Genomic DNA, 25,323 nt, shown 5'->3' on the forward strand with positions numbered 1-25,323 from the left:
GCGTCGACGTGCGAGCTACGGCGAACTACGGTCCTGCTTGCACTTGTCCGAGACGCTCAGTCAACGACTTTCTGCCACGCCGTCGTGCCGAGCAGTCCTGTGTCGCCGATGTCGAGGCCGCCCTCCGGCCGCACGGTCTGCCGGCCGCCCCCGACCGCCGGGGCTATCTCCACATACACGCCACTCCCACGCCGTGTCGCCGCGTCGACGGCCGAGTAGCGCCATACGAACACGCTGCGCGCGGACTCCCCGGGCTTCAGCGTCACGAGGTGCGGTCCGGGGTCGTCGAGCTGTGTGATCGGTCCCGGCCCCTTGAGTACCGTGACGTCCATCCGCTTGCGGTCCACATCCCGTACCCGTACATCCGGGTAGCCGTTCAACAGGTAGTCCCGCTCACCGCAGTTGGTGAGCGTCACCGGCATGGCGCGCAGTCCCATGGCGGCGTTCACCACACCGGTCGACACCAGCACACCCGTGTCCGGGCAGCCCTGCGCGTCCACGGAAGCGGTCGGCGCGACATCACCCGGCGGAAGCGTCCGCGCACCTGCCGACGGACCGGTGCCCGACGGTTGGGGCTGAGTCCGCGCTCCGGTCCGTGCCGGATCCGCCTCGCGCTCGAGTTCGGCGGAGAGCCCGCACCCGGAGGTCAGGGCGGCCACCGTCGTCAGGATCACGATGCGTCTCACAGGTATGACGGTCATGCCGCGATCATCACACGCGCCGAGCAACTCCACCTTCCAGGCAGGGAGTAGGCCAGGACGACAGCCTGCTCCTCGACCGCACGCGCGCGCACAAGTCGTTCGGGTCGCCCCCCCGTGTGTAACGGCGGACAGCATGGCCGTCCGGTAGTCGAGCCGTCGGGCGAGGCATCGCCAGAGCTGCCGGGCGGGCGCTGCAACGGGTGGAGTCGACCGCAGCGTGAACACGCCTGCGGTAATCGTGAGTTGATGGGCCGACGAGTTCATGGTCTCCACGGTGACGGGCGAGAAGGACCGGTCACCAGCAGCGAAGCGCCGTACGGTGAGTCAGCGTACGGGCACGTGTGTGGACAGTACGCCGAGGGTGCCGTCACTCTGGGTGAGTTGAGCGCGGGAAGATCCAACGCACGTGGAGGTGGCCGCGTATGACCCATGCAGCGGAGGAGTGGGAACGCGAACCCGACGCCTCGGACAGTCTGCGCACCTTCGGCGCCGTCGTCTAGGCCCTGCGCGAACACGCCGGGCTGAGCCGGGTTGACTTCGGGACGATGGTGCGGTTCTCCAAGCACACCGTGGAGTCGGTCGAGTTGGGCCGCCGTATGCCCGACAAGGACTTCGTGGAGCGGGCGGAGGCCGCGCTCGGCGAAACCGGTGCCCTGCGGCGCGCGGCCAAGCACCTGTCGCGCCAGCCGGGGATCGCGGCGTGGTTCCGGCAATGGGCGCGGCTGGAGAGGGTGGCCGTGAGCCTGTGCACGTATGAGTGCAGGCTGGTGCCGGGGTTGTTGCAGACAGAGGCGTATGTACGTGCACTGTGTGACAACGACATTCCCCCGCTGACCGACGAAGCCTTCGAGGCCACGGTTGCCGCACGCATGGAGCGTCAGCGCCTGCTGTACGAACGGCCCAACACCACGTTCGACTTCGTCATCGAGGAGGTCGTCCTCATGCGCCGGCTCGGCGGACGAGACATCACCCGATCGCTGCTTGAGTACATCCTCGAGATCGGCGCGCTGCGGAACACGACGATTCAGATCATGCCTGCGAATAGCGAGCAGCATGCATGTCTCGCAGGCCCCCTTCAGCTCTTGGAGACCTCCAACGGACGTTGGCTCGCATACTCCGAGGGGCAGGAGAACGGCCGCTTGATCTCCGATCCCAAGGAGGTCAGCAAGCTCCAGATGCGTTATGCGAGACTGCGCTCGCAGGCTCTCTCTCCGAAGGACTCCGTGGGCCTGCTGGAGCAGATGCGAGGGGCGCTATGAGCACTACCGATCTCGACTGGTTCAAGAGCAGTTACAGCAGCGCGCAGGGCGACAGCTGCGTAGAGGTCGCCATGACAGCGCAGAGCGTCCGTGTGCGGGACTCCAAGGACGTGACGCGCCCGTGCCTCACCATCGGACGCGAGGGCTGGGCGGCGTTCGTCGGATCGGTCCGCTGAGTGAGAGGCCGCACCCCGTCGTGCGGGGTGCGGCCCTGGCCTGTCTGTCCGTCGTGCCTCAGCAGGGCATCAGGACTTTGCGGCGCGCAACGTGCCCAGCAGCCCGTTCTGCTCGCCGTTGATTCCCGCGGCGAACCAGACCGATTCCTTACCACCGGACCGTTCGGTGCCGCGCTGCAGCCCCCACAGCCCCGGGATCTCGATCGGTACCCCATTGGGGTCGCTCAGGGTTCCCTTGAATTTCCCGGAGTGCAGGTCGAAGACGTTGATGTGGCCGTCGCCGAAGTTGCCGACGAGCAGGTCGTTGGCGAACTTGCCGAAGCCCTTGGGCGCGACCTCGAGACCCCAGGGAGAGTTGAGTACACCCTGGCTGGCGAAGCGCTGCAGCAGCTTCCCCTCGGTGTCGAAGACATTGATGAAGCCGTTGCCCGGACCGGCGACGTCGTCATGCTTGTCCGCGTCCTGCATGGCGTAGGTCACGAAGACCCGCGAACCGATCAGCTTGACGTCGAACGGCGCGAAGCCATCGAGAATGCCAGGGTCCTCGAACTTGCCGTCGGACGGGACGAGATCGAAATTGGTGTCGAAGACATCGATCCGCGCATCACGGAAGTTCGCGACGAGCAGCTTGGGCTTCGCCTTCTTCTCGTCACCGTTCCCGGCCTGGACCGTGGTGTTGCCCTGGACGGTGGGGTTGGCTTGGACGGTGGTGTTGCCCTTGACGGTGGGGTTGGCTTGGACGGTGGGGTTGGCTTGGACGGTGGGGTTGGCTTGGACCGTGGGGTTGGCCTTGACGGTGGGGTTGGCTTGGACCGTGGTGTTGCCCTGGACGGGGGTGTTGCCCTGGACGGGGGTGTTGCCCTGGACGGTGGCGTTGCCCTGGACCTTGGCGTCGCCCTCCTTCTTCTCCTTCTTCTTGCCGCTCACCAGCGTGAGGCCCTTGAAGACGGCGTCCTCGCCGTCACTGTTCTCGTGAACCCGGAAAGCCTCCGTCGCGGACACCTCCGGGTTGAACGCGAAGATGTCGCCGTCCTCCCCGGCGAAAATGAACCGGGCCGGGCCGGTATTACCGAAGCCGCTGAACTTGAACTCGTCCGTGTCGTTGCGTATGACGCCAGTCGGTGCGCCGCCCGGAGGGATCGACACCACCTCGGAAAGGATGTTGACCGGCTTCCCGGGCCTGGCTCCGTCATATGAGGTGGCCAGGTCGCTTCCGTTGTCCGAGACCAGGATCTCTCCCGTGCGCTTGGTCACGAGGCCCCAGGGGTTGACCAGGTGGGGGTCCGTTTTCTCGGCTCGGCCCGGGAGGTCGGACACCAGGTCCCGCTCCTGGAAGCCGTGGTCCTCCTTGGTCGGCCCGGACGGCGACGCGGCCACCATGGCCCCGGCGGCGCCCAGGGCCACCGCGGTTGTCATCAGCTGTCTGGTGAACGACCGAGGCCGGCGGACCGATGCCTGCTGTGTCATGAAGATGCTCCTCTGTCTGCACTCGACGAACCCCCAGAGGTCATCGCATGTCACGCACGCCGTGGACGCCACTCGACGGAGGGGATGACTCCGCCGGGCAATGACCGGATCACGCCCCAACTGGCCGCGTACGGCGGCAGTCCTGCCAGTGACGAAGCCCGGCCGGACCAAGCGGAGTACTACGCCGGACGGGCGCGCGAGGCGCCGGGCGGTGGGCCTGGTGTCCCGCGTCAGGCGGGGATGCGTACCGTCTCCACCCAGTTCGGGGGCTCCGGTGCACCCGCGCTGATCAGGGCCGCGATGAGGCGGCAGGACGGGACCTCGTCGGGCCAGGGGGTGAATCCGTCGGTGAGGACGATGACGATGTTCGGGCGGTCCCGGGCCGCGAGCGCGGAGTCGATGCCGACGCGCATGTCCGTGCCACCACCGCCGCCGAGGGTGATCTGCTCGGTGGCCGTCACCCGGGACACGGCGTGCACGCCGGCGTCGCATGCGAGCACGGTGACGCGATTGCCTCGTACACCGACCTCGCGCAGGACGCCGGTTACCTCCGCGAGGGCGGCGGCGAGTTCGGCGTCGCCCATTGAGCCGGAGGTGTCGATGACAACGGCCACCCGGGGCAGCGGGCGGCGCAGGCTCGGCAGGACGACACCCCGCAGCGCCGGGGTGCGGCGCGACGGTCGGCGGTAGGTGTAGTCGACGGCCCCGCCGGCCCACGCGGCGGCTTCCCGGACCGCGCCGGAGAGCGCCTGCCGCCAGTCCACCGTGGGTTCCAGGATCTCCTCGACCCAGCGCTGCCAGCCCGCGGGCAGGGTGCCGCGGCTGCGTTGGTGGGCGCGCATGGCCTCGGCGGTGTGCCGCCTCAGTGCCTGCGCCTCGACCTCGCCGAGCCGGGCGGGGCCGGCGGACCCCTGAAGCTCCCAGGGCACCGGCCGGCCGTGGGCGCCCGACCCGCAGTCCGGCCCCTGCACATGCGGCGGCAGTTGGCCGAGATACGCCTCGAACAGCTGACCCTCGGGCAGACCGAACAGCCGGGGTTCCATCCGTCCCTCGGGCAGGCGCAGGCCGTCGGAGAGGAGGTCGTCGTTGATCTCGCAGTCCTGGGCGACATTGACGCGGTGCCGGTCGCGCTGGTCGGCGGCGGGGAGCCGGTCGGCGCGACCGTGGTGGTCACGCAGCAGGTGCGCCACCTCGTGCACCCAGACGCCCGCGAGTTCGGGCACGGGCGTCGCGTCGACGAAGGCAGGCGACACATAGCAGCGCCAGTGCCGGTCCACGCCCATCGTCGGCACCTCGGGGCGTGGCACGACGGTCAGGGCGTACAGCGCGGACGCGAGATAGGGCCGGTCGCTCGCCGCCCGGTAGCGGGCGGCGAGCAGCTTGGTCATGTCCAGGGCGCCGCCGGATTCCGTCATCCCGGCATGCCTCACCGGCTGCCGGGCAGGGCCCCGGACATCTGCAGCAGGCCCAGGAATCCGTCGATACCGGGCGGTACGGGCCAGTCGAGGTGCCGCATCGCCGCGAGGTCGGTCGCGGCCCGGGCGGCCACGTCCGGGACGCCCGCGTCCACGGCCTTGGCCAGCACCGTCCAGCCGGCCTCCCAGCGCAGCCGGGTGAGGTCGCTCTGGATCGCGGCGACCACCGCGATGAGGAACGCGAGCTGCCGGTCGCCGCGTTCGGGCAGGGCGAAGGCGTCCGGATCGGCGAGCACGCGGTCGGGGTCGGGGAGATCGAGGTGTTCGAGGTACGACAGCAGTTCGATGCCCGCGCCGTCCCCGACGGCGCCGGTGAGCGCGGCGGCCAGCGCCTCGCGCCCGGCGCCGGTCGCGTATCCGGTCGCGAGCAGCCTGAGCGCCATCTCCCAGGTACGCGGGGACGGCCATGACCGGCCCCGGCTCTCCGCGTCGCCGGGTATGTGGTGCACCAGACCGGGCCGGGCCGTGAGGAAGCCGGAGATCGCTCCTCGGGCCCGCGCGACCGCACCGGGCACCTTGGCGGCGTCGACCACGGGCACGGTCACCTCGGGCCAGGTGCCGGCCATGCCGCGTGCCACCGTGCGGGGGTCGTGGGTCCAGTGGAGGTGGACGAAGCGGTTGGCGAGTGGCGGGCTGAGATGCCAGCCGTCCGCGGCGCTCGACGGTGGGTTGGCGGCGGCGACGATACGCACCGCCTCGGGCAGGACGAGGCTGCCGACCCGGCGTTCGAGTACGACACGCAGCAGCGCCGCCTGCACGGCCGGCGGTGCGGAGGACAGTTCATCGAAGAAGAGCAGGCCCTGGCCGGCCCGGGAGAGCCGGACCGCCCAGTCCGGCGGGGCCATCGGCACGCCGGTCACAGCCGGGTCGTCACCGACGATGGGCAGGCCTGCGAAGTCGGACGGCTCGTGCACGCTGGCGATGACCGTCTCCAGCGGCAGGCCGAGTCCGTCGGCGAGCTGTTCCAGTCCGGCCGACTTGCCGATGCCCGGCTCACCCCACAGCAGGACGGGCTGATTTGCCGTCACGGCAAGTGCGAGCGCCTCCAGTTGAGGATGTGCGGAGGGCTCGGTCCGCCGTGCGCACAGCCTGCGGTTGAGGTCGTCCGCGGCGGCCAGCGGGCCCGGCGCGGTGGGCGTGGTGCGGTCGGTGGTCACAAGGGCACTTCCTCGTCGTCGGGCTCGTCCGCGTAGTACTCCTCCTGCTCGTCCATGTATTCGTCCCACCACTCGGCGCCGACGCCCGGATGTTCCTCCTGGACGCGTTCCCGGAGGAGGGCCAGGTCGGTGCGCTTGTACCGGCGGGCGACCTGGGCCAGCGACAGCTCCGACTGGTCGACCACGTCGAGCCGCGCCCCGGCGGCGACGAGCGCCTCCACGAGAGCCCTCGAACCGAGGTCGTTGACCGCCACGAACAGCGGCGTGCGGTCCCGGCGGTCCCGGGCTTCGAGGTCCAGTCCCTCCGCCAGCAGCCGCGGCAGGAGCGGCTCGTGGTCGAGAAGATGGAGCGTATGGAGCAGGGTGCGTCCGTAGGCGTCCCGTACCCGGGGGTCCACGCCCGCGTCGAGGAGTTCCAGCACGCCGGGAGTGTCGCCGTGCTGGGCGCGCAGGAACAGCTCCTGCCGCTGGGTGCCCAGTGCCTTCGGCAGACGGCCGTCGCCCGACGTCCACGTCTGCTCCAGCGCGAAGCACCCGGCGACGGCGCCGCCGAAGGCGCGCAGGGCGCGTTCGCGCTGCTGCTCCTCGTCGCTGTGCGGCATACGGAGCAGGCCGCCGGGGCGGAAACCCACCTCGTGCCATTCGCCGCGGCACCTGACCCGGACGGGCGCGGGGGCCGCCGGGCCGGGCGGGCCGGCCTGGCCGTCGGCGACCTGGAGGCGGGGGAACAGCGCCTCACGGACGAGCGGATGCAGGTGCTCCGCCGCGACTCCGCCGACGCGCATCAGGTCGAGGTCGGGGAGCCTGCGCCACACGGCCTCGGCGAGCACGGCCTCGCCCTTGACGTCCTCCCGGTCGACGATCCTCGCCCGCAGTCCGCCGCGGGGGCCGGTGCCCGCCTGCTCCAGCAGCACGTACGTCCGCCGGCCGCACGGGATGAGGAAGCGGTCGGCGACGCCCTCGGCCGCCAGCCGGCGGACCTCCGGCTCCAGGCGGGTGAGGTTCAGCGCGAGCCGGCCCAGGATGAGTTCCGGATGCGACTGGTACCGCCAGGCCGTCGGAGGCGTCGGGTCCACCTCGATGCCGGCGGCGGCGAAGGCGGCCTCGGTCTCGCCTGTCTGATGCAGCAGCGTGACCCACTCGGCCCGTGCCGCCGGGTCGCCGGCGCCGGGGTCGGCCGTGGGGAGTCCGTCCGCAGGGCGCGGGGCGGCGCCGGCGTGGAAGAACGGCGGCCGGTCCGTGCTGCCGCCGCACCGTTCACGCAGTTCGGCGGTGTGCCGTGCGTCCCACAGGTGCCGCGCGTACCGCCAGTCCTCCGTGGTACGCCCGAAGACGCCGGCGAACTGTTCGTCCTTGACCGTCTCGAACCGCAGGGCGAGCCGCTGAGGTCCGTCGATCATCGGGGGAGTGGTGATGTGCAGGTACGGAGTGGTGCGGCGGCGCTCGTCCGTTCCCTTGGGCCGGTAGCGCGCGAGGACGACCGTCCTGTCGGTGGCGAGTGTGGTACGCCCGCCCAGTACCCGAGGCAGATGCCAGCGCAGCAGGTCCGGGGCAAGGTGACGGAGGTCGTCCTCCAGGGCCGCGGCGACGTCGTCCCCGCAGTGTTCGGCGACCTCGGACAGGTCGAAGGTGACGTCCATATGCGCCGCCGCGCAGGCACCCCGCCAGTCACCGGCCAGGCGGTGTTCGGTCGCGCGCTCGATCATCCACCGGGGCACCGCGTACCGGCGGATCCGTCGTCGGCTCGCCGCCTCGTCCGGTGGGAAGCAACGGAGTTCGGTGCGGGGGCTCAACGGTAGACACTTCCTATCGCGCGCAGGTCGGGATGGGCCCTGCCCACGGGCCGCAGGCGCTGGGCGAAGGACCGCTTCACCTTGCGGGGCAGGCCGGGCCCCAGACCGACGTACTCCAGGGGCGTGTTCTCGGGCACCGCCGCCAGCAGGGACTTCGCGCCCCGCCCGGTGAGGCCGGTGTGGCACAGCTCCAGCCGGCGCAGCGGGCTGCCCGGCAGCGCGGCGGCCAGCGCGTGGGCGCCTTCGTCACCGGTGGCGTTGGCGGGGGCGCCGAGGCTCCGTTCCGACGGCGGCCGGCCCAGGTCGAGTGCCTCGATCCCGGCCAGGGCGCCGGCGAGGGCCTGCGCACCGGCGGGGCTGATGCCGTTGCCGCCCAGCCCGAGGCGCACCGGCCGCGCGGGGTCGGCCGCGGCGGCCAGGACGGCGGCGCCATCGTCGCCGAGGTGGTTCGCGGGGAGGTACAGCTCGCGTACACCCGCTTCGCGGATCAGGGCCGCCAGCAGCGGGGCGGCGTCGGCGGTCAGGCCGTTGCCACCGAGGAAGAGGCGTTCCACCGGGCGGGGCCGCCCGGTGAGGGCGTCGAGCAGGGCACGCAGTCCGTCGGTGGTGAGGCCGGTGTTGACCAGGTCGAGCGTGCGCAGCGCGGTGTTGTGGCGGAGCATCGAGGCGAGTGCGAGGGCGCCGTCGTCGCCCACCGGATTGCGCTTGAGCCACAGGGCGCGGACGGTGTCGTCCGTCGACAGAGCGTCGGCGAGCGCGGTGACGCCCTCGGAGCCGATGCGGTTGCAGCCGAGGTAGAGCGTGTGCAGGCCGTGGCCGTCGGTGAGTGCGCCGGCGACCGTGCGGGCGCCGTCGTTTCCGATGGCGTTGGTGCCGAGCAGGACATGCACGGCGTGTGGTGAGGAGGTGGCGACGGGCATCAGGCGGGCGGCGCCGGCCGCTCCGAGTCCCTGCTTGCACAGGTCGATCCGTCCGTCCACGCGTACGGTGCCGAGCGGGAAGGTCTCGTCGGCCTCGACCGGAAGCCCCGACCGCAGTCGGGCCAGCAACGAGTCCAGTTCGACGGGATCGCTGATCGGAATGTCCGGGTGCTCGATCGCGGGGCAGCGCACGGGTGTCGGCTGCGTCATCACCACTCCACCGGTCCATCGCCGGTGCCCGGCTCGCCGAGGGTGGCATCGCCCTCCGCCCGCCCAGGACGAACCGACGCCAATCGACTTTCCTCCACGACAAGAGCGGCAAGGCTGGTCGGATTTGAACCGACGTCCTCCAGCTTGATGCTTGGGCGCGACGACCTCTGCGCTACAGCCTTGCCGCGAGAGATCATAGCGACTTTCGTCTCTGTGTTCGATAGTGGGTTCAGTACTCTGTTCGAGGCGCCAGAGGATCCGGCCCCGGGGTTGAGTTCGATGGGGGTGTCCCTGACTCGACCAGTCCGAGGTGCTCGGAATTGGCATACAGGCTCGCCGAGGACCGGAGGGTCGGCGTTCGACGGGAAGGCCGCCGACGAGCTGGGCCGGATCCTGCGGTACTGGGCCGGAAATCTCCATCACTGCGCCCTGGACCCCGGCGACGGCTGCGCCGTCTACGACTCCGGCTACCGCGAGGTCGGCCGGTGGAGCATCACGGGTCTGCCGGCGAAGGACGCGTAACCGTCGGTACGAGGAGACCGGGCCGCGCGTGACCGGCGGAACAGGCAGTGAGTGGGCGGAGATCCGGACATGCCTTCGGATCTCCGCCCGCGCTGTCTATGCTGACCGTCGGTCAACCGCTGGGGGAGCGTATGCGATCGGGTGAGGTGCTGAACGGCCGCTATCGGCTGGACGAGCGGCTGGGCGCCGGCGGCTTCGGCGTGGTCTGGAAGGCGCACGACCCGCAGGTGCAGCGCGCGGTGGCCGTCAAGATCGGCGTGCCCCGGTCGGCCCGGGAGGGCCTGCGCATGGCACGCGAGGCCAAGCTCAACGGCAATCTCCCGCATCCGCACATAGCGACCGTGTACGACTTCGGAGAGACGGACCGCGACGGGGAGCGCACGCTCTACCTGGTCATGGAACTCATCGACGGTGAGCCACTGTCCGCGATCCTTGCGCGGGAGCTCCCGCCGCTCGACTCCGCCCTGGAGTGGGCCGCGCAGATCTGCGGAGCGCTGGCCGCCGCGCACGACGCGGGCGTGGTCCATCGGGACATCAAACCCGCGAACGTGATGATCAACCGTTCGGGCGCGGTCAAGGTGCTGGACTTCGGCATCGCCCGCGAGCAGACCGGGGTGACCCGGCTGACCAGCGAGAACACCATCATCGGCTCGTTGCCCTACATGGCGCCGGAACGCTGGACGAACAAGGACGTCGACGGGCGGGCCGATCTCTACGCACTGGGCTGCATGCTGCTGGAACTGTGCACCGGGCGGCTGCCGTTCCGGGGCGAGGAGTGGCAGGAGTTCTGCGTCCAGCACACCGCGGCCGCGCCTCCGGTGCCGAGTTCGCTGCGCCCGGGCCTGCCGGCCGCGCTCGACGAGCTGGTGGGGGAGCTGCTTGCCAAGGATCCCGCCGGCCGGCCGGGGCACGCACGTGAGGTCGAGCAGCGGTTACGGGCGATCCTGGCCCATGCCGCGGCCGGGACTCACAGGGCAGCGGGGCGGGGGCAGCCGCACAACCGGGAGCCGGAGACCGTCGGGGTCCGCCGGGCTGCGGCCCGCCCCCAGGCCACCCCGAACCCGGGCGGCTTCTCGGGGGAACCGTATGCCCCGGTGGCTCCTCATCCGCGGGCACCCCGGCTCCGGCGCCGCAGGTGGCTCGCGAGCGCCGCGGCGGTCGGGGCGGTGAGCGCGATCGCCGTTGCCGCCTGGCAGTTCTTACCGCTCGGCGGCGGTACGGGCGACGTCGGTGCGAAGGGGCTAACGCCCGGCAGTACCCGGAGCCCGGCCACACCCGGTGCGCAGGGCGGAGCCGGCCGCTCGGGCACCCCCACCCCGTCGCAGACTCCGAGCACCCCCCCGAGCGCGGACCCCACGCCGAGCCGCTCCCCGGCCGCCCGGCCGAAACCGCGGCCCCCGGCTCCGCCGACCGGCAGCCCGGCACGCCGTACGGTCGCCCCGAAGCCGCCCGCGCTGCCCACCGGCTGGTTTCGGCTCACCAACGCGGCCAGCCGGATGTGCCTGTCCGTGCCCGACGGCAGCACGAAGGCGGCCGAAGGCATCGTCCAGGCCGAATGCGGGGGCGGTCCGGAGCAGTTCTGGCAGCTCACCGAGGAGGGGAGGGGCAGCTCGGGCACCGTGTACTCGATCCGCAACGGCAACAGCGGCCTCTGCCTGTCCGTCGATGCCGCCCGCAAGGAGGAAGGGGTGGTCGTCACCCAGTACCTGTGCGGTGACGAGGACGGCCTCTTCCCCGACCAGTACTGGACGTTCCGCTACGACACCACCTATCGCGCCTGGCAGTTGATCAGCAGGAACAGCGGCAAGTGCGTAGCGGTCCGCGACGGCGGCGGCAACCTGGAACAGGCTCTGCAGCTGTCGTGCGGCAGCGATGCGTGGCTCGTCTGGCGCACCTGACCTCTGAACACCTGGGTGTTCGCTCGACATGCTGCGGCCCGCCGGTGTGCCGGCGGGCCGGTCGCCCTTCGCGGGCGCGGCCCGGGTACGCGGCCGTGGGGCGGTCGGCGTCAGACCTGTCGGCCGTCACGCCCCGACCCGGCCGTGTACCCGGGGTGACGTCCTCAGTTCCTCGCGTCCGGCTTCACGAGGTCGGGGAGCTTCGCCTCGAACAGCTCGTCGAGCTTCATCGAGGGCAGGATGTGACCCTGGTTGGGGGCGTCGTTGGCGACGCTCGCTCCCCACGTGGACGCCGCGAGCCGCTGGTTGGGCGTGCCGTGGTGTCCGTTGCTGCGGAAGCTGCAGTCGCCGACCTGGTAGAAGGACTGGGCGGAGTCCAGCACCCGCTTGGTGTTGAGGGCTTCGCCGCGCGAGTGCGTAAGGAAGTAGGTGCCGAACGCGTCCGCCATCAGCTCGGTACGGCGGGTGGCCTCCGGCCCGGTCAGCGTGGTGTTGTCGAAGAGGTTGTTCTCGTACTGCACGTGGTGGCCGAACTCGTGGCCGAGGATGGCGCGCGGGGCGGTGTCGCCCAGGCCGATGGCCTTCATGGCCTCCAGGATGCCGTCACCCATGACGATGCGGTCGGAGATTCCCAGCGGCTGCGGGTCGCCCTTCTCGGAGAAGGCGAACGCGTTGAAGGTGAAGATCGGGTTGGCGCCGCCCTTCAGTACGGGCTCGGAGTCGATCAGTTCGATGAACAGTTCGGCCAGGTCGAGCATGCTCTCGGGCGTCTCGCCGTAGAGCACGGCCAGGGTGCGGGCGGCGCGCTCGGGGGAGGAGAAGACGTCGGCACCGTGCATCGGCATCAGCTGGATGTCGTCGGAGTAGATGTCCCAGAACTTCTTGAGGTCCTTGGCTTCCGACGTCAGCTGGTTGGTGTATTCGCCATTGACACCGTAAGTGTTGGACTTGGACTCGCTGCCGAACAGCAGCGCATCGTAGGTGGGGAGGTCGAAGGCGCCGAACCAGGAGAGCATGAAGATCGCGAAGGGGTCGGCGCCCTCGAGCAGAGAGTTCGCGTAGGTCGTCAGCTCCGTGCGCTGGCACTGGTAGTCGCCCGGGTTGATGATGCTGTTGCGGATCTCCGTCCACTGGGCGTCGCCTATGCCGTACTTGGCGTTGGCTGCCTGGAGGCGCTCCTGCCAGTCGGTCGGCAGCTTGGCGAGGATCTCGTCGACGAGGGCCTTCGCCTTCGGACTGAGTGAAGAGGTGTCGATCGTGGATCCGTTGGACGCGGCAGTGGCTGCGGCCGCCGTCGTGTCGTTCGCGGCCGCAGCCGGCAGGGCGGCGCCAAGGGTGCAGGTGGCCGCGGTCACGAGGGTGACGGCCCAGGCGAGGGTCTTCTTCACGGGGAAACTCCTTGGTCGTCTGCTGGAGCCGACGCGCCGACCGTCCTTGTGGGACGGGTGAGGCGGTTGGCTATGCCGTGGGCCAAGAGTCTGCAAAGAAAGCGCTTTCTGGAGAAGCCGTTGGTGCTGTCTGAATCCGGCATGGCGGGAAACTGACAGACGTCACTCATCCTTGCGAACGCATGATGTGACCGTCTCTCACCTGACGAAACGTCACCCCGGTCATCGCCCTACCCGGCGGTAGTCGCTATGTGGACACGACCTTGACATGGAGTGAATCGCATATGCGTGCAATGATTCGAATATGCATCCACTTCGGGCCATCGGCCTCACCGCGACCGCTGAGGACATCTACCTCGCGCTCGTTCAGCGCGGCCCGACGAAGTCGGCCGCGCTGGCGAGCATCCTGCGGGTGGCTCCGGACGCCGTCGATGCGGCGGCCGACGAACTGTCCGGCATGGGACTGGTGGAACCGGACGGCGAACGGCTCGTCGCCCGCCCCCCGCGCGCCGCGCTCGACGCCCTCGCGGAGATCCGCGCCAAGGAACTCGGTGCCTTGCGGGACAGCGCCGACGAACTCTCCCAGTTCTGGCGCGACCACCACGCCGAAGGCCCCGGATACATCGAGATCGTCCGGATGGAGGAGGCCCGTGAAGCGCTTGCCCGGCGCGTCCAGGACGAGGCGGTGCACCAGGTTCGCGCTCTGTCCATCGGACCCTCCGGCCGTCTCGCCGCGCCCCCGAAGGTGGCCCCGGGCTGTCTGGAGGCGCTCGCACGTGGCGTTGCGTACTCAGTGGTCTACGGCGCCCGGATACTGCGTGACCCGATAGGCCGGGAGGCCATCCAGACCTGCGTCAACCTCGGTGAACGCGCCCGCGTCTTCCCCAACGTCGCACTGAACCTGATGATCTGTGACGACCGCTTCGCCGTCGTCGCCGCACCCGCGCGCGATCCCCAGCGGCGCCACCACATCGCCGTCCAGCGATCCGCCCTGCTCGACGGCCTCATCGGCGTGTTCGAGGCGTACTGGCAGATGGCTGTTCCGCTCCCCGCCGGCGACGAGTCGATGGACGACGTCGGCGCCGCGCCCACCGACGACGCCCGGCAGCTCCTCACCTACCTCAGCAGCGGACTCACCGACGAGTCCATCGCCCGCGAACTCGGCGTCAGCGAACGGACGGTGGCTCGCCGTATCGCCCGCCTCCAGGAAGTCCTGGGCGCGCAGACCCGCTTCCAGCTCGGCGTCCAGGCCAGCCGACGCGGTTGGCTCTGAGGGCGGGCCACGTCGAGCGGCAGCAGCGCTGAACGTCGGACCTCTGAACCACTCAGGGGACGACGACCGTGAGAGAGGTGCTCGTGAGCCGGAAACCGAGCTTCTCGTACAGGCCGCGGGCCGGATTCGCATCGCTCACCACGAGCGCGATCTCCGTCAGGCCGTGGGACGCGGCATCGGCGAGCACCCGACGCAGAAGCCTGGACCCGAGACCGGAATGACGGGGGCCCGGCCGGCGGAAGACCGTCGCGATCCAGGGAAGGCCGTCGCGGTTCGTGACGATCACCCCGGCGACCACGCGGTCCGCTTCGTCGACCGCCAGTCTGCTGCATGACATGACCGGTCCGAGTACGTCACCTGCCAAGAGCGGGGTCAGTTCCGCATCGAGCGCCTGTGCGTCGCTGCCCCGGTAGTGATCAGGGTGTTCGGGTGAGAAAGCGGCACGCCACGCCGGGAACAGCTCACGGGCTCCACGGTCGCAGGGAACCACGCGAAGTCCGTCCGGCAGGCTCAAGGACGACCAGTCGGGCGGAGGTGGGTCCGAGACCAGGTCACGCTGCATGCTGTGGGCGTGCCGCATGATGCGCGCACCGTGCTGGATCAGTTGTTCGCCCAGATGTGCGGACCCCGAGACCGCCCATCCCGACATGCCGTCGAGGATGGACGGCACCGGATCCGGTCCCACCACCTCCGCCAGGTCGGCCCAGGGATGGCCGTCGCGGATGCCCCGGATGTAGGTCAGGACCGGCACCCCATCGGGGCCGGCGAGAGTCTGGCGCTGTTCATCGTGTCGAGTCACGGCTGACATGCTGTGCTCCTCCGCCCAGGACAGGCAACGGAAAATGAGCACCGGCGCGGGTGGTTGTGCAGAGGGCGGCCGGGGGTGGTGTGCCTCGGACGGGTCAATCGGGACGCCCTGGAGCGTCCGGTGCTGGTGCAATGTGTGCAAGGCATCTGCGAGAAACGGCGAAGTCGACTGCCTCTCTCGCTCACCCCCCTCTGCGCGCCAACAGCGCTCGTCGTCCTGGAGCTGGAGTAGTACCCCATGACCGAAACCGGCGATGCAACCACCTGTCCGTTCGACTTCAGCGACGCCCTCGAGTTCGACCCCTCGCTGGCGGAGCTGATGGCCCGCGACTCCATCACCCGGATCCGGCTGCCGTACGGCGACGCCGACGCTTGGCTCGTCACCGGGTTCGACGAGGTACGGCAGGTGACCACCGATCACCGGTTCAGCCGGGCGGGGATCATGGGTCATGACTATCCACGGCTGACGCCGGAGCCGATCGTCGCCCCGGAGTCGATCAATGTGATGGACCCGCCGCGCAGCAGCAGGCTGCGGCAGCTGGCCTCGCAGGCGTTCACCAAGCGGCATGTGGACCGTATGCGGCCGGCGATCACAAGGCTCGCGGACACACTGCTCGACGAGATGGCCGAGCAGGGGCCGCCGGCGGATCTGGCGTATCACCTGTCGGAGAAGTTCCCTCAGCACACCATCTGCGAGCTGCTGGGGATCCCTGCCGAGGACCGGTCACGGATGCAGGAGTACGCGCACCAGCTGCTCTCCACCGGCCCGGACGGCCGGCAGGCCGCGGCAGCCGCCAAGGCGGAGCTGCGGGCGTACTTCGGCGAAATGGTCGGCGAGCGGCGACGTGTCCCCGAGGACGATCTGATCAGCGCGCTGGCCGCGGCCAAGGACGGCGAGGACGTGCTCGACGACCAGGAGCTGGCGGTCATGGCGCTGACACTCATGCTCAGCGGGCATGACACGGCGACCTGCCAGATCAGCAACATGGTCTACCTGCTCCTGACCCGTCCCGAGCTGATGGAGCAGCTCAGGAGCCGGCCGGAGACCCTGACCACCGTGCTGGACGAGCTCCTCCGCTTCATTCCCTTCCGTAAGGGCGTCGGCATTCCCCGGGTGGCCCTGGAGGACGTCGAGATGGGAGGGGTACGGATCCGGGCCGGCGACTTCGTCCATGTGTCGTACCTGACAGCGAACCGCGATCCTGAGCGCTACACGGACCCAGATGAGATCGACCCCGATCGCCAGGCCCTGCCGCACATGACCTTCGGCTGGGGCGGACACCGGTGCATCGCCGCGCCGCTGGCGATGGCGGAGCTGGAGGTGGCGATCGGGCGGCTGGTGGAGCGGTTCCCGGCGCTGCGGCTGGCGGTGCCGGCGGAGGAGGTGCGCTGGGACACGGAGACCATCCGGCGCTTCCCGATCGAGCTGCCGGTGGCCTGGTAGCGCGACACCCAGGGCCCTGCCGTGGTGGTCCGAGCACCGGCCTCGCGCTTTCACCTGGCGGATGCAGCCGTACTGCGTGCAGAGCCCTCCGGTTTTGGACCGGTGGCCTTCGCCCGGCCGTCTCCCACCCGGTCAGCACGCGAGGTGCGCGAGGGTGGCGTCCGGGCAGTGGTCCTGAACCTCGTCGTTGGTGGTGGCTCCCGCAGCGCGGGGCAGGGGAGACGCACGTCACATTCGTTCGTGTCGCATCGCGCCTCGCTGTTCCGTCATGAGTGTGCAGCCACCGACAACGGCAGAGGAGCACACCATGGATGCCCGTTTGAACGTCTTCGGCAACCCGACCGCAGGCAAGTTCCTGAAGCACATCGTCTCGGCAGGCAAGGTGGTCGCGGACTCGACTCTGCCTCCCGCGACGCAGGAACTGGTGAAGATCCGCGCGAGTCAGATCAACGGCTGCGGCTTCTGCCTCGACATGCACACCAAGGAGGCCGCCGTGGCCGGTGAGACGTCGGTGCGCCTCAACCTGGTCGCGGCGTGGCGCGAGGCCACGGTCTTCACCGAGGCCGAGCGCGCGGCGCTGGAGCTGGCGGAGCAGGGCACCCGCCTCGCCGACGCGGCCGGCGGGGTCACGGACGAGGCCTGGGCGAACGCCGCCAAGCACTACGACGAGGAGCAGCTCGCCGCCCTGGTGTCCCTGATCGCCGTCATCAACGCCTTCAACCGGATGAACGTCATCATCCAGCAGCCCGCCGGCGACTACCAGCCCGGCCAGTTCGGATAACCAGGAGTACCTGGCCCGGAGGGCTGGTGCCGTCCCGCGCCGGCAGCAGCCCCGGGCCCCGGGAACCGCCGGCCGGGCCCGGAGGCCCCGACGAGCCTGCACACACCGGAACCGTGGAACCCGACGCCCACCCGGCGCGGCGACCGGGCCACCAGCCTGCCCGGACCCCGGATCCCCCAACCAACCAGGCCGCAAACGGGCCCGTCAGCAGGCTGACGGGCCCTCATGAACGATTGAAGCCAGTGCCGCGACCGGCAACGTTTGCCCGTCAAGGAGCGGCGTCCGGTGCGTGCGATCGCACGGCGGCCGAAGACCCTCGTAGCAGCGCTCCTTGGGTTTTCGGCCAACGCAGCGGGCATGCATGCCTGGGGGCACCCTGGGGGCACCCCCAGCGGTAGCTGGGGGAGGTAGCTGGGGGAGCGTCGCGACGGGGCAAACGTTTGCCGGGAGGGGCACTAGGCTTGCTCGGTGATCACCGCCTGGGAGCACACGACGACGGGCGTGCTGCGACTGCCTTCGGGCCGGCTCGTCCGGGGCCGGGGGCTCAGCCGCCCCCTTCCGGCAGGGCCGCAGCCCACCTTCGCCCTGTATCTGCTGGGCCACGAGCCGCCTCCCGTCGCCTGGGAGGCCCGCTGGCTGCGGTGGCCGGACTTCTGGTTGCCGTCCGACCGCACGGCGACGGGGAACGCGCTGCGCGAGGCATGGGCACGCGCCGAGGCCGAGCGCGTCGAGATTGCCTGCGCCGGCGGACGGGGACGTACCGGTACGGCGCTGGCCTGCCTCGCGGTTCTGGACGGGGTGCCCAACCGCGAGGCGGTCGCCTACGTCCGGGAGCACTACGCGTCAAGCGCTGTGGAGACACCCTGGCAGCGCCGTTTCGTTTCCCGCTTCAAGCCATGACGCATGAGCTGTTCTGTCCCTTGAGGACGACTATTCGAAGCTTGAACAAGAGTGATGGGTGACGCCCCATCACGAGGTCGTATCTCGTCGGCGGTTGGCGGACGCTGGGGGCGCGCACATTCCGCACCGCCACCGCGACGACGCTCCACGCCGGCGCAGGTCCGGTCCGCCGAGGCCTGGCTCTCCTCGATCGAGAATCAGGCCGTCCGCCTTCTCTGTAGCTCCCCTCCGGGAAATCCAGGAATGCAGGCAATTGGATCACATTGGTGACAATGTCCGTTTTGTGTTTATATGTAATCTTTTTGTTCTGCGTGGGGTGCCGCCGAGGAATTCACCTTACGCAATCAGTGACGTCGGTCACGTCGGAAAATTGTGGGTGATGCCCCGCCAGCCCCACTTCCCTTCCTCGAAGGGGAAGTTGAGCTCCCGGCGCGGAATGGGTGACACCCTTTCCCTGCCTTGGATCTTGTCATTGGATTGCGATTGGGAATAGAGGGCTTGTTCCGTCCCGGCTTTCTCGCTTACGGTCACCGCAATCCGGATGGACCGCCGAATCCTGCCACCGTCCGGAAACTGCACCCAATCACGAACGGCAGGAGCGGGGGACCCAGGTAAGCCGCCGATCCGGAAATCCGGAACGGCTCGGGGTGAAGTCGCATGTATATGCGGCCGGCCATCTCCGGTCCGAACCCGACAGCTCACCTCGCAGGCGACGGAGAGGAATTCGTCATGCCTGCGAAGGGTAAGCACCGCCGCCCCAGGAACGGTCGACTCACTCAAGGTTTCGTCGCCGCGGGTGCGGGTGCCGCGTTCGTCCTGCCGATCGTCGTCGCCGCCACCGCGCACGCCACGCCGTCGGCTCGGCCCGTCACCGCCGAAAGGGCGATGGCTCCGGCCGTCGGAGCCGTCGCGGCAGTCGCCGCGACGACGGCCGTCCCCACGACATACACGGTGGCAGCGGGGGACACCCTCGCGACGATCGCCGACAAGTACTCCTTGAGCGGTGGCTGGAAGAGGCTGTACACGGACAATCGGAGGGTCATCGGTGGCGACCCGGCGGTGCTGAGTCCCGGCATCACGCTGACCATTGGCGCGAAGGCCGAGACTGCCGCAGGCGGTGCCCCCGTTGCGAAGTACGCGACGTACTCCGACAACCTCGACGGCTGGATCAAGGAATCGCTGGACATCATGGCCAGGCACGGGATTCCCGGTTCCTATGAAGGAATCCACCGAAACGTCATGCGCGAGTCCTCGGGCAATCCACGGGCCGTCAACAACTGGGACTCCAACGCCGCTGCCGGAATACCGTCCAAGGGGCTCCTGCAGATAATCGACCCGACCTTCCGCGCTTATCACGTGCCCGGTACGGCGATGGACAGTTTCGACCCGGTCGCCAACATCACTGCTGCGTGCAACTACGCCGCCGCCAGGTACGGTTCGATCGACAATGTGAACAGCGCCTACTGAACCGTCGCCTGCGCGGCGCTCTTTTCCCGGGGAGTCCCTCGAGCAGATCTGCGTCATGGGCACCATCGGTACACCGGTGCCCATGACGTCCTCCGCGAGCCGCATCCGCTCGCGTGTGATCAGGTCGAGCGCGTCGGCGGTTGGCGACGCTTCGCGGTCCGATCAACGAGGCGCGTGCAGTCCCGCGATCATCATGTGGATCAGCAGGTCGTAGCTCTCGTCGAGTTTCTCGGGAAGTCCGAACGCGCCTTCGGCTTCCAGAACCGCGAAGCCGTGGACGGCCGCGCGCAGGCAGCGGGTCGCGTGGATCGCCGCGGAGTCCTCCATGCCGTAGGCGCGGAGGGTGGCCAGAATGATGTTGACCAGTCGCGTACCGGCCTCTGCTGTCCGCGGCCGGGGGCTCTGGATGAGCGCCGCGTAGCGGTGCGGGTTCCGGACCGCGTAGTGCCGCCAGGCCGTCATGAGCGCGCGGATCGCCTCGTCGGCGGAGCGGCCGAGCACGGCCTCGCCGACCTGGTCCGCGATCTCGTTCACGATCCGTGCCGACATGAGTTCGCGCAGCTCGGCGAGGTTGCTCACGTGTTTGTAGAGGGACGGTGTGGCGACGCCCGCCCGGCCGGCCACCGCCGACAAGGTCAGGGCGGCGGGGGTGCCCTCGTCGACGATCTGCAGTGCGATGTCGACGACCGCGTTCGCGGACAGCGCTGCCCTAGCCATGCGCGCCGACCTTGAGGAAGGCCAGGATGGCCGCAGTGGCTTCGGCGGGGAACTGGGCGTGTGCGTAGTGGCCCGCTCCCTCGATCATCTCGAGTCGGCCGAGTCCTGCGGGCATCTCCGCCAGGATGCCCTCGCCCTCGGCCCTGGGGTCGGCCCAGTCGGGGTCGAGGGAGCCCTCGATGATCAGAGCGGGACACTGGATGCCGGCGAGCGCGGCGCCGGCGTCGGTGGGCGCGGACATGCCCATTTTACTGACGACGGCCATCCGGCCCGGCCTGCGCAGGTCCGCGTCGAGGGCCGCGACGTGGGCAGCGAAACCGGCGGGCTTCACGTCCGGGTAGGCGTGGTCGAGGTAGCGCTTCCACAGTCCGACGCTGCGCAGCAGGCCGGTGCCCATGAGCAGCGTCATTCCCTTGCGGTAGCGGGCGTGGGACACCAGGGCGCCCAGGTCGATCTTCTGGGCACGGGTGAACGGGCTGATCTCGACGATGGCGCTGACCAGTTCGGGCCCCTGGGCTGCCGCGATGGTGGCGGCGCCGCCGGAGAACGAGTGGCCCACGATGACGGCGGGGCCACCCAAGTGCCTGATGAGAGCCAGGAGGTCCGCTGCCACGTCGGTGCGGGTGTAGGACGTCCAGCCGGTGCTGGACGCGCCATTTCCTCGCATGTCCATGGCGGCGACCCGGAACCCGGCTTCCGCGAGACGGACGGCCATGTCGCGGTATGCCCCCCTGTTGTCGCCCATGCCGTGGGCCAGCACGATCAGCGGGCCCTCGCCGGTCACGTCGTACGCGAGCCGTCCGCCGTCGATGTCCAGGAATTCGGTCATGTCGCCCTCCCCGAGCTAATGTCTGTAGCTCAAAAGCTAATAGCATTAGCCAAGCGTGTCAACCCATGCATTGCTCGTACCTACAGTTGGGCACACCGGGCAGATCTGGTCGATATTTCCTGCCCGGGTCCTTGTGCAGGGCGAGGGGCGTGAGCACGATGTCGATGGCCGCACCGGCTCGCGCACCGGGAGGGCCGGGCCAACCCCCGCAGGGCCCGCCCTGGTCGCGCACCGTCGGCGTGCGGGACGGCCGCGGCGAGAGGAGCCGAGGATGCGTGAGATCCTGCCGGCGCTGAGTCGGTGGTACGCGGCCGGCGAGCCGTTCGGGCTGGCCACGGTCGTCGCGGTGAGCCGAAGCGCGCCGCGGGGACCCGGCGCGGCGATGGCAGTGGGCCCGGGCGAGGAGGTCGTCGGCAGTGTCTCCGGCGGTTGTGTGGAGGGCACGGTGTTCGACCTCGCGAAGGAGGTCATCGCCGACGGGGAGGCGCGGTTGCAGACCTTCGGGTACAGCGACGAGGACGCGTTCGCCGCTGGTCTGACCTGCGGCGGGGAGATCACACTGCTCGTACGGTCCGTGTCGCCGGCCACCGATGCGGGCTTCGGTGCCGTCGCCGAGTCGGTCGCCGGGCACCGTCCGGTGACGGTGGCGACGGTGACCGACGGCCCGGCACCGCGCGGAGCCGCGCTGGCCGTGTGGCCGGACGCGGTGTCCGGTTCGCTGGGGTCGGCCGGTCTGGACGCGGCGGTCGTCGCCGACGCGCGGGGCGAGCTCGCGCAGGGCGCGACCGTGCTGCGGCACTACGGTCCGCGGGGGGAGCGCCGGGAGGACGCCGTCAGCGTGTTCCTGCAGTCGTTCGCGCCGCCCCCGAGGATGCTGGTCTTCGGGGCGATCGACTACGCCGCCGCGGTCGCCCGGATCGGTGACTTTCTCGGCTACCGGGTGACGGTGTGCGATGCCCGGCCGGTGTTCGCCACGCCCAAGCGATTCCCCGAGGCCGTGGAGGTCGTGGTCGACTGGCCGCACCGGTATCTGCAGCGCACCGAGATCGATTCCCGCACGGTGATCTGTGTGCTGACGCATGACCCGAAGTTCGATGTGCCGCTGCTGGAGGAGGCTCTGCGCCGCCCGGCCGCCTACATCGGGGCGATGGGCAGCCGCCGTACGCACGAGGACCGTACGAAACGGCTGCGGGCGGCCGGGCTGGACGACGAGCAGCTGGCCCGGGTGCGCTCACCGATCGGGCTCGACCTCGGGGCCCGTACGCCGGAGGAGGTCGCCGTGTCGGTGGCGGCGGAGATCATCGCCCTGCGCTGGGGCGGCAGCGGCACACCGCTGACCGCGACGGCAGGTGTGATCCACCCAGCGGGGCCGGCGCCGGTGTGAGTCCGGCCTGTCCGTGAGGATCAGTTCGGGTCCGGGGTGAACGTGACCGGCAGCAGCTCGGGCCCGCGCAGTCCGCCGGGCCGCCACCGCAGTTCGCCGGGCGGCACGGCCAGGGCGATACCGGGAAGACGGCGCAGGGCGGTCCCGATCGCGACCTGACCCTCCAGCCGGGCCAGCGGCGCCCCCAGACAGTAGTGGATGCCGTGCCCGAACGCGAGATGGGCGTTGTCCTGCCGGGTGATGTCCAGCCGGTCGGGGTCGGCGAACCGCGCCGGGTCGCGGTCGGCGATGGCGGACGCGATGAGCACGGTCGCCCCGCGCGGGATGTTCACGCCCGCGATGGAGACGTCCTCGCGCGCGAAACGGGCGATGCCGGGGCTGACCGGTCCGTCGTAGCGGAGGAACTCCTCGATCGCGCCGGGCAGCAGCGCCGGATTGTTCCGCAGCGTCTCCAACTGCTCGGGGTGGGCGAGCAGTGTGGCGATGCCGCTGCCGATCAGGTTGACCGTGGTGATGTATCCGGCCACCAGGAGCAGGAACGACATGGCGATCAGCTCGTCCTCGGTCAGCTGCTGCTCCTCGTCCCGGGCGGCGATCAGCTCGCTGAGCAGATCGTCCGCGGGCCGGTCCCGTTTGGCTTCCAGGAGCTTGGTCAGGTACGAACGCATCTGCCGCCATGCTGCGTCGACCACGGCCGGGTCCGGCCGGCGTACCCCTCGCATGATCATCTCGTCGGTCCACCGCTGGAAGTCGTGCCGGTCCGTCACGGGCACGCCGAGCAGTTCGCTGATGACGGTGACGGGAAGGGGCAGCGCGAAGTCCGCGACGAGGTCGGCGCGGCCGGCCGGCACGATCGCGTCCAGCAGTTGGTCGGTGATCTCCTGGATGCGGGGCCGGAGTTCGGCCACCCGGCGCGCGGTGAACGCCTTCGACACCAGGCGGCGCAGGCGGGTGTGGTCGGGCGGGTCGCTGCGGAGCATGTTGCTCATCAGCGACTCGCGTTCCGTCACGGGCAGCTGCTCCATGAGCCGGGGATCCGACGCGTCGCGGATGTCGCTGCTCAGCCGCGGGTCCGACAACGCCGCGAGACCGTCCTCGTAGCGCGTGACCAGCCAGGCGTCCAGGTCGCCGGCGAGCACGGCGCGGCGCACCGGGCCTTCCTCACGCAACTGCCGGTAGAGCGGGAAGGGGTCCGCGGCGAAGGCCGGGTCGGTATAGGGCAGAAGTACCGGCTGCTGTCTCATCTTGCCTCCCGGGGAACGTCACGAGCGTTCACGAGCGTCTACAACGGAATGATCAGGACTTGAGGGTATATGTCCGAGTGTGATGGATTCAGGGATTTCCCCGAAGGGAGCAGTCGGCATGGAGCGGACCACGTGCTGCGTGGTGGGCGGCGGCCCCGCCGGAATGGTCCTCGGCCTGCTGCTGGCCCGTGCAGGTGTGGCGGTCACGGTCCTGGAGAAGCACGGTGACTTCCTGCGCGACTTCCGCGGCGACACCGTGCATCCGTCCACCCTGGCACTGCTGGACGAGCTGGGCCTGGCCGAGCGGTTCGCCCGTCTGCCGCATCGGCGGGTGAGGACCGTACAGCTGCCGGTCGGACCGGGCCGTTCGCTGGTCACCGTCGGAGACATCGGCTCGCTGCGGGGCAGGTACAACTACATCGCGATGGTGCCGCAGTGGGACCTGCTCGACCTCCTGGCGGACGAGGCCCGGCAGGAACCGTCCTTCTCCCTGCGGATGAGCACCGAGGCGACCTCCTTCCTGATGGAGCGCGGACGGGTCAGGGGGGTGCGCTACCGCACCTCCGACGGCCGTACCGGTGAGCTGCGGGCCACGCTCACCGTGGCCTGCGACGGCCGGGGCTCGCTGGCCAGGTTGCTGCCGGAACTCGGACTGCGGAAGTTCAGCTGCCCGATGGACGCCTGGTGGTTCCGGCTGCCGCGGCGCGAGGACGACCCACAAGGGCTCGTGGGAGCTGCCGGCGACCGGTTCTTCACCGCCATGATCGACCGCGGGGACTACTGGCAGTGCGCCGCGCTGATCCCCAAGGGAACCGACGCCCAGCGCCGCGCCGCCGGTCTCGAACGGTTCATGGCCGAGTTCACGGCCGCCGCCCCATGGCTCGCGGACCGGGTGCACGCGTTGCGCTCGTGGGACCAGGTGAGGCTCCTCGACGTACGGCTCGACCGCCTCCGGCGCTGGCACCGCCCGGGGCTGCTGTGCATCGGCGACGCGGCGCACGCGATGTCGCCGGTCTTCGGCATCGGCATCAACCTCGCCGTCGAGGACGCCGTGGCCGCCGCGAGGTACCTCGTCGAGCCGCTGCGCGCCGGTACGGTCGGCCTGCGGGACGTACGCAGCGTGCAGCGCCGCCGGTGGCCCACCACGGCCGCGACGCAGGCACTGCAGCGGCTCGCCCACAAGCAGGTCGTCGAACCGCTGCTGGCGGGACGCTCGCCCTTCGGAAACCCCAGGCGGGCGCAGCGGATGACCGAACGCATCACGACCTCGCGCTGGCTGAACCGGGTGCCGGCGTACTTCTTCGCCTACGGCGCCGTACGCGAGCGCCCCCCGGCGGCCTCGGTACGGTGAGCCGACCGCGCTCACCCGGCGGGGGCGCGCTGTGAGGCGGGGCGTCCGTGCGGCGCGCACTGGGGCGCCGCACGGACGCATGGCCGTCTGCCGCGGGGATGACGGCCACAGCATCGGCGGCGCCGTCTCCGCCGAGTAGATCCGGCTCTCATCCGACCGC

General features: G+C 70.1%; 21 protein-coding genes, 1 pseudogene and 1 riboswitch. Of the genes and pseudogenes, 11 read left to right on the forward strand and 11 right to left on the reverse strand.

The annotated features are described in order from the left end of the window. Positions 1-56: 56 nt before the first annotated feature. A complete protein-coding gene (locus ABD858_RS33300; protein WP_345033883.1) occupies positions 57-701 on the reverse strand; it encodes a DUF4232 domain-containing protein in 645 nt (214 codons plus the stop codon). Positions 702-1,123: 422 nt separating this feature from the next. Between ABD858_RS33300 and ABD858_RS33305 the strand changes: the two are divergent. Both ABD858_RS33305 and ABD858_RS33310 read left to right on the forward strand, forming a co-directional pair. Beyond that, a pseudogene (locus ABD858_RS33305) lies at positions 1,124-1,960 on the forward strand (helix-turn-helix domain-containing protein). Next, positions 1,957-2,136: a DUF397 domain-containing protein gene (locus ABD858_RS33310; protein WP_345033882.1), complete on the forward strand. Its 180-nt coding sequence runs from the start codon at positions 1,957-1,959 to the stop codon at positions 2,134-2,136. Before ABD858_RS33305 ends, ABD858_RS33310 begins: the two are co-directional and overlap by 4 nt. Before the next feature lie 69 nt (positions 2,137-2,205). Here the strand turns inward: ABD858_RS33310 and ABD858_RS33315 are convergent, their stop codons facing one another. From ABD858_RS33315 to ABD858_RS33335, 5 genes are all read right to left on the reverse strand, one after another. Next, positions 2,206-3,603 (reverse strand): TIGR03118 family protein, encoded by a 1,398-nt coding sequence (locus ABD858_RS33315; RefSeq protein ID WP_345033881.1) that lies wholly within the window; start codon positions 3,601-3,603, stop codon positions 2,206-2,208. A gap of 230 nt (positions 3,604-3,833) precedes the next feature. Next, complete coding sequence (locus ABD858_RS33320) at positions 3,834-5,018, reverse strand: vWA domain-containing protein (RefSeq protein WP_345033879.1); 1,185 nt, start codon at positions 5,016-5,018, stop codon at positions 3,834-3,836. 11 nt (positions 5,019-5,029) lie between these two features. After that, entirely contained in the window at positions 5,030-6,235 is a 1,206-nt protein-coding gene (locus ABD858_RS33325; protein WP_345033878.1) for a sigma 54-interacting transcriptional regulator, read from the reverse strand. Then, the gene (locus tag ABD858_RS33330; protein ID WP_345033877.1) at positions 6,232-7,941 is read right to left on the reverse strand and encodes an ankyrin repeat domain-containing protein; all 1,710 of its coding nucleotides are present in this window, start codon (positions 7,939-7,941) and stop codon (positions 6,232-6,234) included. The genes ABD858_RS33325 and ABD858_RS33330 overlap by 4 nt, the downstream gene beginning before the upstream one ends. Positions 7,942-8,024: 83 nt before the next feature. Continuing rightward, complete coding sequence (locus tag ABD858_RS33335) at positions 8,025-9,158, reverse strand: leucine-rich repeat domain-containing protein (RefSeq protein WP_345033875.1); 1,134 nt, start codon at positions 9,156-9,158, stop codon at positions 8,025-8,027. A gap of 279 nt (positions 9,159-9,437) precedes the next feature. Between ABD858_RS33335 and ABD858_RS33340 the strand changes: the two genes are divergently transcribed. Continuing rightward, complete coding sequence (locus ABD858_RS33340; RefSeq protein ID WP_345033874.1) at positions 9,438-9,680, forward strand: hypothetical protein; 243 nt, start codon at positions 9,438-9,440, stop codon at positions 9,678-9,680. A 131-nt stretch (positions 9,681-9,811) separates the two neighbouring features. Next, positions 9,812-11,578: a serine/threonine protein kinase gene (locus ABD858_RS33345; protein ID WP_345033873.1), complete on the forward strand. Its 1,767-nt coding sequence runs from the start codon at positions 9,812-9,814 to the stop codon at positions 11,576-11,578. A gap of 164 nt (positions 11,579-11,742) precedes the next feature. Here ABD858_RS33345 and ABD858_RS33350 read toward each other — a convergent pair whose 3' ends face one another. Then, a complete protein-coding gene (locus ABD858_RS33350) occupies positions 11,743-12,966 on the reverse strand; it encodes a neutral zinc metallopeptidase (protein ID WP_345033872.1) in 1,224 nt (407 codons plus the stop codon). Between the two features lie 304 nt (positions 12,967-13,270). Between ABD858_RS33350 and ABD858_RS33355 the strand changes: the two genes are divergently transcribed. After that, positions 13,271-14,239, forward strand: a complete 969-nt coding sequence (locus ABD858_RS33355) for a helix-turn-helix transcriptional regulator (RefSeq protein ID WP_345033871.1) — start codon at positions 13,271-13,273, stop codon at positions 14,237-14,239. Between the two features lie 52 nt (positions 14,240-14,291). On the opposite strand, the gene ABD858_RS33360 is transcribed toward ABD858_RS33355, so the two are convergent. Then, the gene (locus ABD858_RS33360) at positions 14,292-15,047 is read right to left on the reverse strand and encodes a GNAT family N-acetyltransferase (protein ID WP_345033869.1); all 756 of its coding nucleotides are present in this window, start codon (positions 15,045-15,047) and stop codon (positions 14,292-14,294) included. 237 nt (positions 15,048-15,284) lie between these two features. Here ABD858_RS33360 and ABD858_RS33365 point away from each other — a divergent pair, with 237 nt between their 5' ends. From ABD858_RS33365 to ABD858_RS33380, 4 genes are all read left to right on the forward strand, one after another. Next, positions 15,285-16,490, forward strand: a complete 1,206-nt coding sequence (locus tag ABD858_RS33365) for a cytochrome P450 (protein WP_345033868.1) — start codon at positions 15,285-15,287, stop codon at positions 16,488-16,490. Positions 16,491-16,797: 307 nt separating this feature from the next. Beyond that, complete coding sequence (locus tag ABD858_RS33370) at positions 16,798-17,271, forward strand: carboxymuconolactone decarboxylase family protein (protein WP_345033866.1); 474 nt, start codon at positions 16,798-16,800, stop codon at positions 17,269-17,271. 468 nt (positions 17,272-17,739) lie between these two features. After that, entirely contained in the window at positions 17,740-18,171 is a 432-nt protein-coding gene (locus ABD858_RS33375) for a protein-tyrosine phosphatase family protein (RefSeq protein ID WP_345033865.1), read from the forward strand. Positions 18,172-18,737: 566 nt separating this feature from the next. After that, positions 18,738-18,898: riboswitch (cyclic di-AMP (ydaO/yuaA leader) on the forward strand. Between the two features lie 2 nt (positions 18,899-18,900). Further along, entirely contained in the window at positions 18,901-19,638 is a 738-nt protein-coding gene (locus tag ABD858_RS33380) for a LysM peptidoglycan-binding domain-containing protein (protein WP_345033862.1), read from the forward strand. A gap of 162 nt (positions 19,639-19,800) precedes the next feature. Here ABD858_RS33380 and ABD858_RS33385 read toward each other — a convergent pair whose 3' ends face one another. Next, complete coding sequence (locus ABD858_RS33385) at positions 19,801-20,355, reverse strand: TetR/AcrR family transcriptional regulator (RefSeq protein WP_345033860.1); 555 nt, start codon at positions 20,353-20,355, stop codon at positions 19,801-19,803. Then, on the reverse strand, positions 20,348-21,184 hold the full coding sequence (locus tag ABD858_RS33390) for an alpha/beta fold hydrolase (RefSeq protein ID WP_345033858.1): 837 nt from the start codon (positions 21,182-21,184) through the stop codon (positions 20,348-20,350). Before ABD858_RS33390 ends, ABD858_RS33385 begins: the two co-directional genes overlap by 8 nt. A 271-nt stretch (positions 21,185-21,455) precedes the next feature. Between ABD858_RS33390 and ABD858_RS33395 the strand changes: the two genes are divergently transcribed. Further along, entirely contained in the window at positions 21,456-22,568 is a 1,113-nt protein-coding gene (locus tag ABD858_RS33395) for an XdhC family protein (protein WP_345033857.1), read from the forward strand. A gap of 20 nt (positions 22,569-22,588) precedes the next feature. On the opposite strand, the gene ABD858_RS33400 is transcribed toward ABD858_RS33395, so the two are convergent. Next, positions 22,589-23,812 carry a cytochrome P450 family protein gene (locus ABD858_RS33400; protein WP_345033856.1) on the reverse strand — a complete coding sequence of 408 codons (1,224 nt, stop codon included), beginning with the start codon at positions 23,810-23,812 and terminating at the stop codon, positions 22,589-22,591. A 118-nt stretch (positions 23,813-23,930) separates the two neighbouring features. On the opposite strand from ABD858_RS33400, the gene ABD858_RS33405 reads away from it, so the two are divergent. Then, the gene (locus tag ABD858_RS33405) at positions 23,931-25,163 is read left to right on the forward strand and encodes an FAD-dependent oxidoreductase (protein WP_345033854.1); all 1,233 of its coding nucleotides are present in this window, start codon (positions 23,931-23,933) and stop codon (positions 25,161-25,163) included. Positions 25,164-25,323 lie beyond the last annotated feature (160 nt).

The organism is Streptomyces sannanensis (assembly GCF_039536205.1).
GTDB lineage: Bacteria > Actinomycetota > Actinomycetes > Streptomycetales > Streptomycetaceae > Streptomyces > Streptomyces sannanensis.

What these genes read in the sequence shown, in the direction of transcription:
- ABD858_RS33335 (WP_345033875.1), bottom strand. Translation starts at nt 9,158, where the DNA reads ATGACGCAGCCGACACCCGTGCGCTGCCCCGCGATCGAGCACCCGGAC.
- ABD858_RS33315 (WP_345033881.1), bottom strand. Translation starts at nt 3,603, where the DNA reads ATGACACAGCAGGCATCGGTCCGCCGGCCTCGGTCGTTCACCAGACAG.
- ABD858_RS33310 (WP_345033882.1), top strand. Translation starts at nt 1,957, where the DNA reads ATGAGCACTACCGATCTCGACTGGTTCAAGAGCAGTTACAGCAGCGCG.
- ABD858_RS33385 (WP_345033860.1), bottom strand. Translation starts at nt 20,355, where the DNA reads ATGGCTAGGGCAGCGCTGTCCGCGAACGCGGTCGTCGACATCGCACTG.
- ABD858_RS33345 (WP_345033873.1), top strand. Translation starts at nt 9,812, where the DNA reads ATGCGATCGGGTGAGGTGCTGAACGGCCGCTATCGGCTGGACGAGCGG.
- ABD858_RS33365 (WP_345033868.1), top strand. Translation starts at nt 15,285, where the DNA reads ATGACCGAAACCGGCGATGCAACCACCTGTCCGTTCGACTTCAGCGAC.
- ABD858_RS33395 (WP_345033857.1), top strand. Translation starts at nt 21,456, where the DNA reads ATGCGTGAGATCCTGCCGGCGCTGAGTCGGTGGTACGCGGCCGGCGAG.
- ABD858_RS33380 (WP_345033862.1), top strand. Translation starts at nt 18,901, where the DNA reads ATGCCTGCGAAGGGTAAGCACCGCCGCCCCAGGAACGGTCGACTCACT.
- ABD858_RS33340 (WP_345033874.1), top strand. Translation starts at nt 9,438, where the DNA reads ATGGGGGTGTCCCTGACTCGACCAGTCCGAGGTGCTCGGAATTGGCAT.
- ABD858_RS33330 (WP_345033877.1), bottom strand. Translation starts at nt 7,941, where the DNA reads ATGATCGAGCGCGCGACCGAACACCGCCTGGCCGGTGACTGGCGGGGT.
- ABD858_RS33300 (WP_345033883.1), bottom strand. Translation starts at nt 701, where the DNA reads ATGACCGTCATACCTGTGAGACGCATCGTGATCCTGACGACGGTGGCC.
- ABD858_RS33355 (WP_345033871.1), top strand. Translation starts at nt 13,271, where the DNA reads ATGCATCCACTTCGGGCCATCGGCCTCACCGCGACCGCTGAGGACATC.
- ABD858_RS33400 (WP_345033856.1), bottom strand. Translation starts at nt 23,812, where the DNA reads ATGAGACAGCAGCCGGTACTTCTGCCCTATACCGACCCGGCCTTCGCC.
- ABD858_RS33320 (WP_345033879.1), bottom strand. Translation starts at nt 5,018, where the DNA reads ATGACGGAATCCGGCGGCGCCCTGGACATGACCAAGCTGCTCGCCGCC.
- ABD858_RS33405 (WP_345033854.1), top strand. Translation starts at nt 23,931, where the DNA reads ATGGAGCGGACCACGTGCTGCGTGGTGGGCGGCGGCCCCGCCGGAATG.
- ABD858_RS33390 (WP_345033858.1), bottom strand. Translation starts at nt 21,184, where the DNA reads ATGACCGAATTCCTGGACATCGACGGCGGACGGCTCGCGTACGACGTG.
- ABD858_RS33370 (WP_345033866.1), top strand. Translation starts at nt 16,798, where the DNA reads ATGGATGCCCGTTTGAACGTCTTCGGCAACCCGACCGCAGGCAAGTTC.
- ABD858_RS33360 (WP_345033869.1), bottom strand. Translation starts at nt 15,047, where the DNA reads ATGTCAGCCGTGACTCGACACGATGAACAGCGCCAGACTCTCGCCGGC.